Origin of the sequence: Actinomadura roseirufa (assembly GCF_900659635.1) — a bacterium.
Lineage (GTDB): Bacteria > Actinomycetota > Actinomycetes > Streptosporangiales > Streptosporangiaceae > Spirillospora > Spirillospora roseirufa.
Genome location: NZ_CAACVB010000178.1, coordinates 1 through 16,322, shown reverse-complemented (window position 1 = coordinate 16,322; position 16,322 = coordinate 1). Strand labels below are relative to the sequence as shown.

Sequence of the window (16,322 nt, the reverse complement as noted above, 5' to 3'; positions counted from 1 at the left end):
CTGGCGGCGCTGGGCCCCGACCACCGCGCGATCATGGAGGCGGTCCGCCGTGAGCTGCCGCGCGCGGGCGTGGTCGTCCGCGACTCCACCGTGCCCGCCTACGCCTGGGGCGACCGGCTGCTGCCGATCCTGGCGCCGCGCACGTCGCTGCACCCGGCCTCCGCCGCGATCGGCCCGGGCCTGCCGCTGGCCCTCGGCGCCGCCGTCGGCGCCGGCGAGCGGACGGTGGTCGTGCACGGCGACGGCGGCATCATGCTCTCGATCGGCGAGCTGGCGACGCTCGCCCAGGTGGCCGCGCCGGTGACGGTCTGCGTGTTCAACGACCGCGGGTACGGCGTGCTGCGCGACGTCCAGAGCGCCACCTTCGGCGGGGCCCGCAACGACGTCGACCTGCACACGCCCGACTTCGTGGCGCTCGCGGCGGCGATGGGCGTGCCCGGCGAGGCGGTCGCGGACCCCGGCGGCTTCGCCGCGGCGTTCGCCCGGTCCGCCGCCGGGTCCGGGCCGTACCTGATCGAGATCGACTTGGCGGCTCTGGCCCCGATGAAGCGCCGGGCCGGCGGCAGGCAGCTGCTGAGCTGAGCCGCCCCTTCCGGTCCCCCGACGAGAGGAGCACGCCGTGTTGACCTTCCATTATGGACGGTACAGTTCGACCTATGGGGATCACTCTCTCGTCCAGCTCCTACCTCGTGCTGGGGCTGATCGGCCTGCGCGGCCCGAGCTCGTCCTACCAGCTCAAGCGCGCGGTCGACCGCTCGGTCGGCTACTTCTGGCCGTTCCCGCACAGCCAGCTGTACGTCGAGCCGAAGCGGCTCGCGGAGGCGGGACTGCTCGCCGAGTCGGCCGAGGCCGGCGGACGCCGGCGCCGCACCTACTCCCTGACGCCGGAGGGGCGCGCGGCGCTGCGCGACTGGCTCGCCGACCCCGGCACCGAGGTCTTCCAGGTGCGCAACGAGGCGGAGCTGAAGCTGTTCTTCAGCGAGCTGGGCGACGACGGGACGGTGGAGCGGCTCGCCGCGGCGCAGGTCCGGTACCACCGGGAGCGCCTGGACGGCTTCCGGCAGACGCTGGACAGGCTCGTCGACGTCCCCGACCTGGAGAAACGGGTGGCGCCGCTCGTCCTCGGCGTGCGGATCGAGGAGGCGTGCGTGTCGTTCTGGAGCGACGTCCGCGAGGCGGGCGTGAGCGGTGCCCTGAGCCGCACCCGGGTCGCCGCGCCGGACGGTTCCGGCGGGGTCCCGGACGGGGCGGCGGAGCGCGCGCCCGGCTGATCGCGCCCTCGCTCCCGCGACGGCCGCGCACACCCGCGGCGGCAATGGGGGTGACGGGGTCATGAGCGACGGTGCGACGAGCGACGGGGGCATGGGTGACGCCCCGTCCGGCGGTTTCGCCGGACGGAGACGGCGGTGCCGGGGCCCGCGCCAGGAGACCCTGCTGCGGATGCTCGAGAACACGCTGGTCCACGCGGAGCGTCCCGGCGAGCTCATCGTCTACGCCGGGCTGGCCAAGGCGGCGCGCGACCGCACCGCGCTGAAGCGGATCATCGAGGCGCTGACGGAGCTTGAGGAGGACGAGACCCTCGTCGTCCAGTCCGGCAAGCCGATCGGGGTGTTCCCCACGGGCACGAGGGCGCCGCTGGTCGTCATGGCCAACAGCAACCTGGTCGGGCGCTGGGCGACCAGCGAGCACTTCTACGAGCTGGAACGCCGCGGCCTGATCGCTTGGGGCGGGTACACGGCGGGCGACTGGCAGTACATCGGGTCGCAGGGCATCGTCCAGGGCACCTACCAGACGCTCGCCGCCGTCGCCGACGAGCACTTCGGCGGCTCGCTGGCCGGGCGGCTCGTGGTGACGGCCGGGCTGGGCGGCATGGGCGGCGCCCAGCCGCTGGCCACCGTCATGGCCGGTGGCGTCGCGCTGTGCGCGGAGGTGGACCCGGACCGGATCCGGCGCCGCGTCGACGCGGGCTATCTCGACCGCGGCACCGAGTCGATCGACGAGGCCGTGGAGTGGGCGGACGCCGCGATCGAGGCGGGCGAACCCGCCTCGATCGGGTTGCTCGGCAACGCCGCCCAGGTGCTCCCCGAGCTGCGGGCGCGGGGCGTGGTCCCGGACGTCGTCACCGACCAGACGCCCGCCCACGACCTGCTGTACGGCTACGTGCCCGCCGGGATGTCCACCGCCGACGCGGCGGCGCTGCGCGAGAGCGACCCCGGCGAGCTCGGCCGCCGCGCCCGCGTCTCCATCGCGGCGCACGTGGAGTGCATGCTCGCCTGGCAGGACGCGGGCTCGGTCGTCTTCGAGTACGGCAACAACCTGCGCGCCCAGGCGGCCGAGGAGGGCGTCGACGCCTTCCGCATCCCGATCTTCATCGAGCGGTACATCCGGCCGCTGTTCTGCCGCGGCCTCGGCCCGTTCCGGTGGGCGGCGGCGTCCGGCGACCCGGCCGACATCGACGCGATCGACGCGCTGGTGGTGCGCGAGTTCCCGGACAACCCGCTGGTCGGGCGGTGGATCCCGAAGGCGCGCCGGTACGTGCGGCAGGAGGGCCTGCCGGCGCGCATCTCGTGGCTGGCGCACGGCGAGCGCGCCCGGCTCGCGCTGCTGGTCAACGAGGCCGTCGGGAGCGGCGCGCTGCGCGGCCCGGTCGCCTTCACCCGCGACCACCTCGACGCGGGCGGGGTCGCGCAGCCGCTCCGCGAGACCGAGAACATGCCGGACGGATCGGACGCGGTCTCCGACTGGCCGCTGCTGAACGCGCTGCTCACCGCGGGCTCGGGCGCCGACCTCGTCGCGATCCACGCGGGCGGGGGCGGCTACGCCGGATACATGCAGAGCGCCGGGGTGACGCTGGTCGCCGACGGGACGGCGGCGGCGGGCGAGCGGATCACGACGGCGCTCACCGCGGACACCGGCATCGGGATCATGCGGTACGCCGACGCGGGGTACCCGGCGGCGGCAGACGCCGTCCGGGCGAGCGGGCTGCGGTGGTTCGGATGAGGATCGACCTCACCGGCGCGGCGGTGCTCCTCGCGGGCGCGCTCGACCTGGAGCGCACCGCCACCGGGCTGATCCCGCGGCGGCTGCCCGCCTGGACCCGGCCGCGGCTGACCGACCCGTACCTGCGGCTGATGGTGCCGCGCCCTGCCGGGGTGCGGCTCGTCCTGCGCACCGACGCGAGCACGCTGGAGCTGGACGTCCTCGTGACCCGGTTCCGCAACGCCCACTTCCCGTTCTTCCCCGTGGAGTTCGACGCGGTCGTCGACGGCGGCCGGGTCGTATCCAGGCCGGTCTTGCACGGCGACCGGTGCGTCGTCCGGGCGGGCGAGGTCGTCGAGACCGAGCACGGCCCGCCGGAGACGATCCGTTTCGGCGGGCTCGGCGGCGGCTGGAAGGACGTCGAGCTGTGGCTGCCCCAGGCGGCCGTCGTCGAACTGCGGGGGCTGCGCGCCGACGGCGCGGTGGAACCGGGCCGGCGGCAGGGCCCCCGATGGGTGCACTACGGCAGTTCCATCAGCCAGTGCGCCGAGGCCGGCGGCCCGGCGAGCACCTGGCCGGCGCGCGTGGCCCGGCGCGCGGGACTCGACCTGACCTCGCTGGCCTTCGCCGGGAACTGCCACCTCGACCCCTTCGTCGCGCGGACGATCCGTGACCTGCCCGCGGACGTCGTCACCCTCAAGGTCGGCGTCAACGTCCAGAACCTCGACTCGTTCAAGGAGCGCACGTTCGGTCCCGCGCTGCACGGTTTCCTCGACACGGTCCGCGACGGGCATCCGCGCACGCCGCTGCTGGTGGTCTCGCCGATCATCTGCCCGACCGCCGAGGACCGCGCCGGGCCCACCCTCCAGGGCGGCACCGGGCAGTACGTCGCCCGGGGCGGGACGGACGGGCTGAGCCTCGGCCGGATACGGACCCTGGTCGAGGAGGTCGTGGCGGTGCGCGCGCGGGACGACCCGTGGCTGTTCCAGCTCGACGGGCGCGCGCTGTTCGGCGCCGCCGACGCCGGTGACCTGTACGACGGGCTGCATCCGAACGCGGCCGGATACGAGCGGATCGCGGAGCGCTTCCACGACCAGGTGTTCGGGCCGTCCGGCCTGTGGCCCGGACTGGACGGCGGTCCCGGCGAGAGGTTCCGGGAAAGGACCGCCGCCGTGCCCGGCGCGGCGGCGGAGGACTGTGAGGCCGGTGTGGATACCTGATGAATCGAACAGAAGACGGACGGCGGACCCTCGGCCCGCGGGTGGCGATCATCGGCTGCGGGTTCGGTGGCATCGCCACCGCGGTGAAGCTCCGGAAGAAGGGGCTGTCCCGGTTCACCATCTTCGAGCAGTCCGACGGACCCGGGGGCACGTGGTGGGACAACCGCTACCCCGGCTGCGAGGTCGACATCCCCTCGCACGCCTACTCCTTCTCCTTCCTGACCTATGACTGGAGCCGCACCCACGCCGGGCAGGCGGAGCTTCAGAAGTACGCCGAGCACGTCCTCGACCGGTTCGGCCTCCGGAGGCACTGCCGGTTCGGTGTCCGCGTCGAGTCGGCGATCTGGGACGACACCGCGGCCCGCTACGAGGTGCGGCTGGCCGACGGCTCGTGCGAGTTCTTCGACGTGGTGGTCAGCTGCCTCGGCCTGCTCAACAGCCCCCGCCTGCCGGAGTGGCCGGGGCTCTCCGGGTTCGAGGGCCCGGCGTTCCACACCGCGCGGTGGGAATCCGGGCACGACCTCACCGGCAAGCGGGTCGCCGTGGTCGGCACCGGGTCCACCGCGACCCAGGTCGTCCCGGCGCTCGCGGGACGGGCCGGCCACCTCTACGTCTTCCAGCGGCAGCCCGGCTGGATCCTGCCCAAGGGCGAACGCGACTTCACGCCGCGTGAACGGGAGCTGTTCCGCCGGTTCCCGCTCGTCCAGAAGGCCCGCCGGCTGCGGCTGTTCTACCAGTTCCGCGTCATGTTCAAGGGGTACGACCTGCACGGGAAGCGGCAGCAGCGCATGCTGCGGCAGTGCCGCGAGTACATCGAGAGCGCGGTGGACGACCCGGCGACGCGCGCGGCGCTGACCCCCGGCTACCCGTGGGGGTGCAAGCGGCCGGTGGCGGCGAGCGGCTTCTACCCGGCGCTCAACCGGCCGGACGTCGAGCTCGTCCCGCACGCGGTGACGCGGGTGACCCCGACGGGGATCGTGGACGCCACCGGCACCGAGCGCGAGGTCGACGTGCTCGTGCTGGCCACCGGGTTCCAGGCGACGCGCTTCCTGGCGTCCCTGGACGTGCGCGGGATCGGCGGCGTCTCCCTGCACGACACCTGGAAGGACGACCCGAAGGCGTTCCTCGGCATCACCGTGCCCGGCCACCCCAACTTCTTCATGCTGTACGGGCCCAACACCAACGGGGGCTTCTCCATCATCGCGCAGCTCGAACGCCAGGCCGAGGTGGTCGCGCGGGTCGTCGCGCGGATGAGGAGGCGGCGGCTGCGCGCCGTCGACACCCGTCGTGACGCCGCCGAGCGCTGGGTCGGGTGGGTCGACCGGCAGATCCACCGGCACGCCTCGGCGATGGAGGCGAACTGCACGAACTACTACCACTCCGAGAGCGGGCGGAACGTCACGCAGTGGCCCAAACCGCACGGCGAGTACTACCTGCTGACCAAGGCGCTGCCGTTCCTCGGCCTCGTGGGGCGCCGGTGAACGGCCCGGGGGAGCCGGGCGAGCCCGGTGCCGCGCCGGGCGGGGAGGGGATCCTCCCCGGCCTGCGGGCGCTCCGCGACGCCGACCCCGAGTTCTACGCCGCCTGCGCCGAGCTGGCGGACGCCCCCGGGAGGCACGGCGCGCTCGACGCCCGGACGCGCGCGCTGGTCGCGCTCGCCGTCGACGCCGCGGTGACCCACCTGCACGAGCCGGGGATCCGGCGGCACGTGCGCGGCGCGCTGGAGCACGGCGCGACCCGCGAGGAGATCATGGAGACCTTCCAGCTCGTCGCGGTGCTCGGGATCCACGCGGCCTCCACCGGCTTCCCGCTGCTGTCCGAACTTCCCGCTCCGCCCGGCGGGGACGAGGCCGGACAGGAGGGCGGCGCGCGCCGCGCGGAGCTCAAGGCCGAGTTCGTCCGCCGCCGCGGCTACTGGGACGCCGCCTGGGAGGACGTGCTGCGGCACGCGCCCGGCTTCTTCGCCGCCTATCTCCACTTCTCCGCCGTCCCCTGGAGCCGGGGCGTGCTGGCCCCCAAGGTCAAGGAGCTGATCTACATCGCGATCGACGCCTCGGCCACGCACCTGTTCACCGCCGGGCTGAAGGTCCACATCGCCAACGCCGTCCGGCACGGCGCCACCCCGGCCGAGATCTCCTGCGTCCTGCAGATCGCCAGCACGATCGGGATCCAGACGCTGGAGGTGGGCGTGCCCATCCTGCTGGACGAGCTGGACGAGCTGGACCGGCGGGAGGGCACCGGCTGACCGGGGGCCGGGACGGGTCAGGCGGGCCAGTCGGGGCGGCGCTTGCCGAGGAAGGCGCTCATGCCCTCCTGCGCCTCCGGCGTCTGGCTGGAGGCGGCCATGACCTCGACGGCGTAGGCGTAGGCGTCCTGCTCGGGCCGGTCGAACTGGGCGTACATGGCCTGCTTGCCGAGGGCCTTGCTGCGCGGGCTTCCCTGCGTGGCGCGCTGGAGCAGGTCGAGGACGGCCTTGTCGAGGTCCTCATCGGGGACGGCGTAGTTGACCAGGCCCCACGCCGCGGCGGTGGGGGCGTCGACGACCTCGCCGGTGAGGGCCATCTCGGCGGCGCGCTTGCGGCCGACGTTGCGGGCGACGGCGACGAGCGGGGTGTGGCAGAACCAGCCGCCCCTGCCGCCGGGGATCGCGAACCCGGCGCTCTCGGCGGCGACCGCGAGATCGCAGCTCGCGACGAGCTGGCAGCCCGCCGCGGTCGCGAGCGCGTGCACCCGCGCGATGACGACCTGCGGGACGGACTGGATCGTCCGCATCAGCTCGGTGCAGATCAGGAGCAGGTCGCGGACGTCGGCGTGGGACGCGCCGGCCATGTCGGCGAAGTCGTGGCCCGCGGAGAACACCGGGCCCTCGGCGGCGAGGACGACGCCGAGGGCGTCGGTGCCGGCGACGTCGCGGAACGCGCCGGTGAGCTCGAGCAGGAAGGTGCGCGACAGGGCGTTGCGGCGGCGGGGCCGGTTCATGGTGATGGTGGCGTGGGCGCCGTCCCGCCGGACGAGGACATCGCTGGCTTCGCTCATGTTCGTGACGTTACGTCACGGTCCCGCCATCCGAAAGGCCGCCGAACGGCCGTCCCAGAGGCCGCCCGAACGGCCGGGCCGGGATGTCGGACCCGCGTCGTACCGTGGGCGGGTCCGCGGACGTAGGGGGTTCGGCCTTGAAACTGCTCACCGCCACCGACTCCAGCCAGGGATACCGGGACAACGACTTCGACTGGTGCGTCGAGGGGGAGCTCGTGCACATCGGGATGGTGTGCGCCCGCGACCGGGACGACCCCGACGGCGGCTGCGGGTGCGGGCGGTCGTTCGCCGGGCTCAACTCGCACCGGGCGACGACGACCGCGATGGTCCGGGAGGTGCCGGGGTTCGCCGACGCCGACTACGTCGAGGCGATCCGGTCGAGCCTGGAGCAGCAGGGCTGCGACCCGTCGTTCGCCGAGCACGAGGCGGCGCTGCTGCGCTGCCTCGTGCGGGACTGGCCGGTGGGGGTGATCGTCGAGCGGCGGCTGGATGAGATCGTGGTACGTCAGGTCGTCCAGCCTTGAACGGAGGTGCGCGGTGCTGGTCGCGTTCTCGGTGACCCCGCTCGGCGCGGGTGAGGAAGTCGGCGCGCTCGTCGCGGAGGCGGTGCGGGTGGTGCGGGCGAGCGGCCTGCCCAACCGCACCGACGCCATGTTCACGACGATCGAGGGGGAGTGGGACGAGGTGATGGCGGTGGTCAAGGCGGCCACCGACGCGGTCGCGGCGCGGGCGCCGCGGGTGAGCCTGGTGGTGAAGGCCGACCTGCGCCCCGGAGTGACCGGGGCGTTGGAATCGAAGGTCGAGAGCGTCGAGCGGCATCTGGCCTGACGGTCAGCCGTCGAGCCACGCCCTGATCTCGGCGTCGGTGCGGGGGACCACGCACCACAGCGCCTCCTCCACCGTGGCGCACAGCGGGATGTGCCGGTCGAGGCCGAGCACCCGGAACATCCGGGCGGCGAACGGGCGCACGCCGACCAGCGCCAGGGCGGTGCCCTGCCGTTCGCACTCGCGGGCGCACTGCGAGACCGCGCGCATGCCCTCGGAGTCGAAGAACGACACGCCCGCGACGTCCACGACGAGGGGGCGCCGCGCGAGCGCCCGGAGACGGTCGCGGACGCGCGGAGACGACGCCCGGTCCATCTCCCCGCTCAGCAATACGATGATGTGCCGGTCGCCGTCCACGACGACCATGTCGACGGTTGCGCGGTCCATGTGCCCCTCGCATCAGGTGGCCGGTCACTTAAAAGCATGACGCGGATACGTACCGTTGCCAAGCCTTTGGCGGGGATTCGGGTCCCCCCGAGTACGGGCAGGTGAGCGGTGCCGGCCGTGTCGCGCGCCGTCCCGGCGGTGCCGCCGTCGTTCCGGCCGCGACGGGCGTCAGATCGCCGCGATGAGGGCGCGCGCGGTCTGGACGAGGGCGGTGTTGTCGGCGGCGGTGGTGCCGTCGGGGAGGGCGAGGGCGTCCTCCAGCCCGACGCGGGTGTCCAGGCCGCGGCGGGCGGCGAGCCGCAGCACCGGCCAGGCGCCGCCGTCCACGCCGTGCAGCAGGATCGGCCGCTCGTGGCCGGTGCCGAGGGCGTGCAGGAGCTCCCTGGCGGTCTCGGAGGCCGACCCCGGGTCGGCGTCCTCGATCTCGGCGAGGACGCGCAGGACGCGGTCGCGGTAGGGCCAGCGCAGGAAGCGCTCGGCGCCGTCGGTGCCGGAGTAGATGCCCGCCTCGACGCCGACGCCGCGTTCCAGCAGCGCCTCGGCGATCCGCTCGGCGCCGTCCTCGTGCCAATTCACCGAGGCGTGGTCGGGCAGGACCGTCCAGGACCGCACGAGCGCGACCCGCTCGGCCGGATCGGGCGCGGTCCATCCGCCGGTGGTGACGCCGACCGGCAGGCCCGGCGCGGCGGCGCGGACGGCGGTGACGGCGGCGCCGACGTGGAAGGCGTCCAGCGTGTCGGCGCCGGTGCCGTCCTTCGGGTGCACGTGCGCGTCCTCCGCGCCGACGTCGGCGGCGGAGCGCACGGCCGCGGCGATCTCCGCCGGGGTGACCGGGACGGCGAGGTGGTCGGTCCGGCTCCGGGACCCGTTCGGGCAGACCTGAAGCATGGTCCGATCATCTCAGGCCGCGGTCAGGGGACGGTAGCGCAGGGTGCCTCTCCGCGGACGCCGGCGGTCCGCCGGGCCCGGTCACCTGGCAGGGCGCCGGGGAAGGCGCCGGGAAAGGCGCCGTGGAATCGTTTGTCCGCCGCCGTCGGACCGTAGGAGCGAAGGACCACCGGCGCGCCCAGGGCCTCCTCGACCGTCCGCTCCGGGCGGCCGAGCGGGGTGAGGACGGGACGGGCGGCGCGCAGCCGCCGGGTCAGCGCCGACTGGCGGTCCAGGTCGCCCGGCGTCCCCACCGGGAGGCGCTCGACCCGGCCGTCCGCCCCGCGGGTCCCTTCCATGAGATAGGCGTGACAGGCGCGCAGCCCGGGACACGCCCCCGCGGTGTCCAGGTGCGTGACCGCCAGGCCGTCCACGCCGCCGGTCACGTCCAGCGCGTATCGCAGCGCGACCAGGTCGAGGTGGCCGACGCGGAAGGGGCCCTGCCAGCGGGCCTCGGTGTTGTCCGGCTCGGGGAGCCGCGTCCGCAGCGCCGGGTCCTCGGTGACGAACGGGCCGGGCCCGTGGCGCGTCGCGTACGCGCGCAGCACCCCGAGCCGCGCCGCCGTGGCGCCCGCCTCGCCGAGGAGGGTCTCGGCGTTGGCGAACGTGGTCGTCGACCACGTCGTGTACGGGTGGAAGCCGTGCCATTCGTCGAGCAGGACGCCCTGCGCGCCCTCGAACAGCACGTCCCCCTCCCGCAGGAGCCGCCGCAGGTACCCGCCGCCGACGAGGCGGACCCGCTCCCCGAACGCGGTGAACGCCTCCGCGCACGGTTCCACGGCGGGCACCTCCTCGCCGCCGGGGAACGACTCCCGGTACCAGTCGCGCAGCGCCGCGAGCCGGCGCCGCAGCCGGGCGGGCGACCGGCAGTCGCCCGCCCGGGGCGCGTCGTCGTGGCCGAGCGCGTAGGCCGCCGTCTCACCGGCGCCGACGCCGCACGAGCCGTGCCGCCCGCCGCCCCGCGCCGTCTCCCGGGCGCGGTTGGCGGCCCGGTGGTAGGGCGTCGTCAGCAGCGCGTCGCGGTCGACGGTCAGCCGGTCGAGGGCGTCCGGAACGCCGAGGCGCCCGAGGTGCGCCGCCTCGGCGGCGAGGGCCAGCGGGTCGACGAGCATGAACCGCGACAGGTGCGTCCGCACGCCCGGCGTGAACGTCCCCGAGCCGAACTGGGCGAAGGTGTGGCGCCACCCGTCCGCCAGGTGGACGTTGTGGGCCGCCTGGGCGCCCCCGTTGAACCGGACGACCGCCGCGACCCCGGGTTCGCGGGCGAGCCGGTCGACGACCGTGCCCTTGCCCGCGTCCCCGAATCCGAGGTCGACGACGATGACGTGCCCCATCGCGGTCCCCGCTCAGAGCCGGGTCGTGGTGGACGGACCGGACGCGTCCAGCCCGGGAGGCGCGGCCGAGGACGCGACGGGAGCGCGCGAGGCGTCCAGCCGGGCGAGGGCGCGCGAGACCGACGCGCCCGCCTCCGAGCCGGCCTCCTCCAGGTGTTCCAGGCCCTCGCCGAGGTCGATGGCGTCCTCGGCGAGCCCGATGGTCAGCGCGATGGTCTCGCAGACCGCGTCCAGATCGTCCAGGTACAGGACGTTCTGGCCGAGGAGGTCCTGCCAGAAGTCCCTCAGCTTCCGGCTCCCCGCGTGGCCCGCGCCCTCGGGGATGATGTAGTACACCTCGTACATCCGCTGCAGCTCGCCGACCAGCGCGGCGAGCGGCAGGTCCTCGGCGGGCTCGTCCCCGATGACGGCGGCGACCTCGTGCCGCTTCACCCGCGGGTAGGCCAGCTCGTCCCCGATCATGAACAGGTAGCCCCGCCTGCCCCGCTTCTCGTAGCAGTCGATCGCGGTGTGCCGCGCCATGAAGTACATGGCCAGCTCGTAGGACTCCGTCATCTGGCCGCCGCCCCCGCCCTCCAGCAGGATCTTGCCGAGGTCGTCGTCCATCCGGTTGTCGGCCTCGAACTGGCCGATCTGCAGCGGGGCCCGGTCGCACGTGGCGTCGCCGACGGCGCCGAACAGGATGTGCGGGTGCTCCACGTACCCCTTGCGCAGCAGCAGCCCGAGCAGGTCGGGGAGCTTGGTCTGCAGGGTGCGCGGCACGCCGCGCATCGAGCCGGTCACGTCGAACAGCACGGCGATGGCCAGCGACTCGGGGTGGTCGTCGGAGTCGCGGCTCTCCCTGGCGGTCACGCCCCGGGGGTCGAGGTCGGGGTGGACGGTGGTGGCGCCGCCGTCGCTGTAGGCGAAGGCGCTCGCGCCCGTCGACGCGCGGTAGCCCGCGCGCGCGGTGTAGACGTCGGTGGACCAGTGTCCGCTTCCCATGGTCGTCTCCTTCGGTGATCGGACGTCTCCGGTGGCCGGCCGCCGTCAGCGTCCGGGCGCCGGAGCGCCGGACGGGGTGCGGGGCGGCAGGTGGAACGGGCGGAACCGGCGCGGCCCGTACAGCCGGCCGAGCAGGTCGTCGAGCTCGGCGAGCAGCCGCCAGGCGTCGGACGGGCGGCGTCCGAGCGCGGGCGGCAGGCAGCCCCGCGCGAACGAGCGCAGGGCCTTCGGCGCCCGCTCGCCCATCAGCCGGGTCATGCAGCCGGTGGCCATCGCGATGTCGGTGCCGGGGCCAGCGGGGCGCCGGGCGGCGACCTCGGGCGGGTACAGGCCGGCGTACCGGTCCACCAGCGCCGGGACGCGGCCGCCGCGGTCGGCGTAGGGGCCGCGCGCCGGCGACGTGACGGAGTAGCACCAGTCGACCAGGACGAGGCCGTGCTCGGCCGGGTGGATCAGGACGTGATCGGGCAGGACGGCGCCGTGCAGCACGCCCGCGCGGTGCGCGTACCCGAGCGCGACGAGCAGCCGCCGCCACATCCAGGCGGCGTCGCGCGGGTCCAGGCCGTCCGGGTGCGCGGCCGCGACGTCCTCGAGGCTGTGGAAGCCGTCCAGCGCGGCCAGGGCGTTGACGCGGCGCTCGGCGCCGGTCGCCGCGTCCCGGTGCCGGAACGACTCGACGAGTTCGGGCGCGTACGGCCGCAGCCGCGGGTCGCCGTCGGCGCGCAGCCGGCGCAGCGCGGCCGCCTCGCGCTCGATCAGGTCGCCGTCGCGCCGGTCGCGCGGCATCTTCAGCAGCACCCGGCGCGGCGCGGGCCCGGTCTCGGCCTCGTACAGCTCCGCCAGGTCGCCGTGGACCGGCGGCGCGGTGGTGAGCCGGTAGGCGCGGCGGCCCGTGGTGATGACCGCGGCGTCCGCCTCCTTGTAGGCCCGCCAGAGGGCGTTGAGCCGGACGAACGCCTCGCGGGTCCGGCCGGAGGTGGCGTCGGGGTGGACGAGCCGCGCCAGCCGCCGGTACCGCCGCGCAGCCTCGGCGGCGTCGGCGCCGAACAGGTCGCCCGGCGCGCGGACGCGGCCGAGCCGGGCCAGCGCCTCGTCCAGGTCGGTGGTCACCGGATCTCCTCCTCACGGCTCGGCCGCAGCAAGGCGGGGTGCAGCAGGCGGGCGTCGCCCGGCCGGTACAGCCGCGGGCGGGGGCCGCCGCGCCGGCCGCCCCGGTCGGACGTCGCGCCGGTGCTCTCGACGAACCCGGGCACCGACAGCACCTTCCGGTGGAAGTTGCCGGCGTGCAGCTCCTCGCCCCACACCGCCTCGTAGACGGCGCGCAGCTCGGGAATCGTGAACTCGCCGCCGCAGAAGGCCGTCGCGAGCGGGGTGTACTCCAGCTTGGCGCGGGCCCGCTCCAGGCCGTCGGCGAGGATCCGCGCGTGGTCGAACGCGAGCCGCCGGGTGGTGCCGGGGCGCTGCCCGGCGGCCTCGGTCAGGCCGAGCGCCCCCACCGCGACCCAGGCCGCGTCGGCGGCGTCGCCGCCCGCCTCCGGGTCGGGGAGCTCCGGGGCGAACGCGAGGTAGGCCACGGAGATGACGCGCATGCGCGGGTCGCGTCCCGGCGTGCCGTAGGTACCGAGCTGCTCCAGGTGGACGCGGCCGAGCGCGCCGCCCTTGGCGCTGAGGCCGGTCTCCTCGGCCAGCTCGCGGACCGCCGCCGCGGGCAGGTCCTCGGCGTCGTGGCCCTGGAGGGGCCCGCCGGCCTGGACGAACCCGCCGGGCAGCGCCCACATGCCCGCGTAGGGGGCGGTCCCGCGGCGGACCAGCAGGACGTGGAGGGCGCCGTCGCGGATGGTGAGGGCGACGACGTCGACCGTCACGGCCACGGGGTCGTAGTCGCGAGGGTCGTAGTTCGCGAGGAACTCGCCCTCATCGTGCCTCGGGTCCGGGGCCATCCGCGCGTCTCCCTCCGTCGCTTCCCTGGGTGAAGCTCAGTCTGAGTCAATCTCATAGTGAGTTCATCTCGATCTGAGAAGAACATAACCCGGACGGCTGCCCGATGTCCAGGCCCCGAGCGGGGGAGGGCTCGTGCGCAGGGCCGCACAGCGCAAGAGGGCCGCACAGCGAAAGAGCGCCGCGTCCCGGGAGGGAGGCGGCGCTCTCGCGTGGAGAAGGCGGGTCAGCGGCGGTGCCGGCCGCCGCCGGGGGAGGGCGGCTCCGGATGCTCCTCGCCCTGCCACGGGCCGCTGTGCCCGGGGTCGGCCGCGTACTGGCCGGATGCGGCCGGATCCCCGGAATACGGGCCGGGCGCGTCCGGATCGGCCGTGTACGGGTCCGTGGCCGGGCCGGAAGCGGCCGGGTCATGGGAGTACTGGCCGCTGTGCCGGCCCACCGGGTACTGGCCCGTCGAGCCGGTCCCCGCCGAGTACTGGCCGGACGAGTGCCGCCCGGCCGGATACGGTCCCGCGGGCGGCGGGCTCTGCCGGGGCTCGGCCGGTGAGACGCCCGGGCCGTGGGCCCCCGACGCCTGCTGCCCCAGCCCGAGGTAGCCCCCCGACGCCTGCCCGCCGCGCGGGCCCGGCCCGTACGGCGCGGGCGCGGACTGCCAGGAGGCGGTCTGCGGGGCGGCCAGGAACGCCCCGCCGCCGGGCGGCGGCGCCGCGACCATCGGCGCGGCGACGGGACGCTCGGGCGCCGGCGCGTCCAGCAGCAGCCGCATCTGGCTCTTGCGCCGCCCGTAGATCAGGTACAGGACCATCCCGACGGCCATCCAGACCGTGAAGTAGCCCCACGTCTGGACCTTGAGGTTCAGCATCAGCCAGGCGGTCGCCACGATCGTCGCGACCGCGGTGAGCGGCGCCGCGGGGACGCGGAACGGGCGGTGCAGGTCCGGCCGGTCGCGGCGCAGGGCGAGGACGCTTGCGGCGACGAACAGGAACGCGAACAGCGTCCCGATCACCACCATCTGCTCCAGGGTCAGCACGTCGATGGTCTGCGACATCACGACCGCCGCGCCGCCGGCGACGAGCGTCGCGCGGGACGGGACCTTGTACCGGCTCATGCCCGCGATGGGCCGGGGCAGGAGCCCGTCCCGCGACATCGAGAAGACCACCCGGGTCAGGCTGATCAGCACCACCAGGATCACCGTGGTCAGCGCGATCACCGCGCCGATATCGATGATCTTGCCCATCGAGTCCGCGCCGACGCCGCTGAAGGCCGCCGCGAGCAGCGGCTTGCCCGCGTCCACGTCCTTGAACGAGACCATGCCGACCATCGCGACCGCCACGCCGACGTACAGCACCACGGCGATGAGCAGACTGGTGATCATGCCGCGCGGCACCGCGCGCGGCGCGTCGTCGGTCTCCTCCGCGGTGGTCGCGATCAGGTCGAAGCCGATGTAGGCGAACGCGATCGCCGGCGCCGCCGCGAAGACCCCCCAGATGCCGAACACCTCGGGCCGGCTGCCGGTGACCGCGCCGAGCAGCGCGTCCAGGACGGTCTGGGCGTCCTGCGGCGCGGGCTGGGCGGGCGGCACGAACGGCTTCAGGTTGCCCGGGTGGAAGAACTTCAGCCCGGTGGCGATGACCAGCCCGATGACGATCAGCTTGGCCATCACCATGAACCACAGGCTGCGCAGGCTCATCCGGCTGCCGGTGGCGAGCATCGTGATGAGCAGCACCAGGATGCCGAGGGCGAACAGGTCGAAGCCCTTCTCCTGCCCGATGATCCCGCCGAGCCAGTCCGGGACGGGCACGCCGAAGTCGGCGAGCGCCTGCGTCGCGTACAGCGACCAGGCGCGCGCGACCACGGACGCGGCCAGCAGCAATTCCAGGACGAGGGCCCAGCCCACGACCCACGCCCATACCTCGCCGAAGGCGACATAGCTGAAGGAGTAGGCGCTGCCCGCGACCGGAATGATCGAGGAGAGCTCGGCATAGGACAGGGCGGCGAGCAGGCAGACGCCGCCGGCGATCAGGAAGGAAATGATCACCGCCGGGCCGGCCGTGGTCGCCGCCTGCTGTCCGGAGATCTTGAAAATACCGGAGCCGATCATGACTCCGAGTCCGAGCACGATGAGATCGCGGGTCCGGTAGACGACGCGGAGCCGGTGCCGGCCGCCGTAGAGCCGGCCGGTCGCCTGCTCGACGGGCAGGCGCCGGAACATGTTGTTGCGCATGCGGATGTCCCAGGTCATAGGTGTCCCCCCAGGCCGGGCCCGTGCCGCTGTTCACGGGATCCGGCTGGTCGAAGGTCCCTAAGAATTCACCAGGTATGAGCATAATCGCAATGATTTCCCCTGGATTGATGCCGTGTTGGTGTTGCCGGATGGTGCCAAACCGCAGCCGGACATCACGGTGAAACTGATCGCTCACACTCGGCGAGCATCCGTTGCCTTTGCGGCGGTATCGTTCCGGCGGGTCTGCGGCATTCAATTCGGGCGGAGTGGACGGTGGCGCCCGGCGGAGATCGGTGGCACGGTAGGGGCGCCGCGTTCCCCAGGAGGTCCGGTGTCACGCTGCCCGTCGTCCTCGCGCTCCCTCCGCCGCACGGCCCTGGCCGCCTCGCTCGCCATGACCGCCGCCCTCGTCGCGCCCGCGGCGGCCGGCGCCGCGACGGCGGGCGCGGGGACGGGCGGGGGCCCGGC

The 16,322-nt window shown here is 74.5% G+C and carries 16 protein-coding genes; 8 read left to right on the top strand and 8 right to left on the bottom strand.

The annotated features are described in order from the left end of the window. From E1291_RS29195 to E1291_RS29170, 6 genes are all read left to right on the top strand, one after another. Nucleotides 1-582: thiamine pyrophosphate-dependent enzyme (locus E1291_RS29195; RefSeq protein WP_242614443.1), on the top strand; the 582-nt coding region annotated here is incomplete at its 5' end. Nucleotides 583-656: 74 nt separating this feature from the next. After that, complete coding sequence (locus tag E1291_RS29190; RefSeq protein WP_131741291.1) at nucleotides 657-1,271, top strand: PadR family transcriptional regulator; 615 nt, start codon at nucleotides 657-659, stop codon at nucleotides 1,269-1,271. Nucleotides 1,272-1,332: 61 nt separating this feature from the next. Next, a complete protein-coding gene (gene hutU, locus E1291_RS29185) occupies nucleotides 1,333-3,000 on the top strand; it encodes a urocanate hydratase (protein WP_242614442.1) in 1,668 nt (555 codons plus the stop codon). Then, a complete protein-coding gene (locus tag E1291_RS29180; RefSeq protein ID WP_131741290.1) occupies nucleotides 2,997-4,199 on the top strand; it encodes a GDSL-type esterase/lipase family protein in 1,203 nt (400 codons plus the stop codon). The genes hutU and E1291_RS29180 overlap by 4 nt, the downstream gene beginning before the upstream one ends. Further along, nucleotides 4,199-5,680, top strand: coding sequence for a flavin-containing monooxygenase (locus tag E1291_RS29175; protein ID WP_131741289.1), 1,482 nt, complete (start codon nucleotides 4,199-4,201; stop codon nucleotides 5,678-5,680). The genes E1291_RS29180 and E1291_RS29175 overlap by 1 nt, the downstream gene beginning before the upstream one ends. After that, entirely contained in the window at nucleotides 5,677-6,444 is a 768-nt protein-coding gene (locus E1291_RS29170) for a carboxymuconolactone decarboxylase family protein (protein WP_131741288.1), read from the top strand. The genes E1291_RS29175 and E1291_RS29170 overlap by 4 nt, the downstream gene beginning before the upstream one ends. Nucleotides 6,445-6,461: 17 nt before the next feature. Here the strand turns inward: E1291_RS29170 and E1291_RS29165 are convergent, their stop codons facing one another. Further along, nucleotides 6,462-7,235: an enoyl-CoA hydratase-related protein gene (locus E1291_RS29165; protein WP_131741287.1), complete on the bottom strand. Its 774-nt coding sequence runs from the start codon at nucleotides 7,233-7,235 to the stop codon at nucleotides 6,462-6,464. Between the two features lie 137 nt (nucleotides 7,236-7,372). On the opposite strand from E1291_RS29165, the gene E1291_RS29160 reads away from it, so the two are divergent. Beyond that, the gene (locus E1291_RS29160) at nucleotides 7,373-7,759 is read left to right on the top strand and encodes a DUF7715 family protein (protein WP_207401000.1); all 387 of its coding nucleotides are present in this window, start codon (nucleotides 7,373-7,375) and stop codon (nucleotides 7,757-7,759) included. 13 nt (nucleotides 7,760-7,772) lie between these two features. Further along, nucleotides 7,773-8,063 (top strand): MTH1187 family thiamine-binding protein, encoded by a 291-nt coding sequence (locus E1291_RS29155; protein WP_131741285.1) that lies wholly within the window; start codon nucleotides 7,773-7,775, stop codon nucleotides 8,061-8,063. A gap of 3 nt (nucleotides 8,064-8,066) precedes the next feature. Here E1291_RS29155 and E1291_RS29150 read toward each other — a convergent pair whose 3' ends face one another. The 7 genes from E1291_RS29150 to E1291_RS29120 all read right to left on the bottom strand — a co-directional run bounded on the left by E1291_RS29150 (nucleotide 8,067) and on the right by E1291_RS29120 (nucleotide 15,872). Continuing rightward, a complete protein-coding gene (locus tag E1291_RS29150) occupies nucleotides 8,067-8,447 on the bottom strand; it encodes an STAS domain-containing protein (protein WP_131741284.1) in 381 nt (126 codons plus the stop codon). Between the two features lie 168 nt (nucleotides 8,448-8,615). After that, on the bottom strand, nucleotides 8,616-9,335 hold the full coding sequence (locus tag E1291_RS29145; protein WP_131741283.1) for a 3-keto-5-aminohexanoate cleavage protein: 720 nt from the start codon (nucleotides 9,333-9,335) through the stop codon (nucleotides 8,616-8,618). 23 nt (nucleotides 9,336-9,358) lie between these two features. Further along, nucleotides 9,359-10,708 carry an adenylosuccinate synthetase gene (locus E1291_RS29140; protein WP_131741282.1) on the bottom strand — a complete coding sequence of 450 codons (1,350 nt, stop codon included), beginning with the start codon at nucleotides 10,706-10,708 and terminating at the stop codon, nucleotides 9,359-9,361. 12 nt (nucleotides 10,709-10,720) lie between these two features. After that, nucleotides 10,721-11,692 (bottom strand): hypothetical protein, encoded by a 972-nt coding sequence (locus tag E1291_RS29135; RefSeq protein ID WP_131741281.1) that lies wholly within the window; start codon nucleotides 11,690-11,692, stop codon nucleotides 10,721-10,723. Between the two features lie 45 nt (nucleotides 11,693-11,737). Then, complete coding sequence (locus E1291_RS29130) at nucleotides 11,738-12,802, bottom strand: protein kinase family protein (RefSeq protein WP_242614441.1); 1,065 nt, start codon at nucleotides 12,800-12,802, stop codon at nucleotides 11,738-11,740. Then, entirely contained in the window at nucleotides 12,799-13,632 is an 834-nt protein-coding gene (locus tag E1291_RS29125) for an NUDIX hydrolase (protein ID WP_131741280.1), read from the bottom strand. Before E1291_RS29125 ends, E1291_RS29130 begins: the two co-directional genes overlap by 4 nt. A gap of 224 nt (nucleotides 13,633-13,856) precedes the next feature. Next, nucleotides 13,857-15,872 carry an APC family permease gene (locus tag E1291_RS29120; RefSeq protein ID WP_242614440.1) on the bottom strand — a complete coding sequence of 672 codons (2,016 nt, stop codon included), beginning with the start codon at nucleotides 15,870-15,872 and terminating at the stop codon, nucleotides 13,857-13,859. Nucleotides 15,873-16,322: the final 450 nt, after the last annotated feature.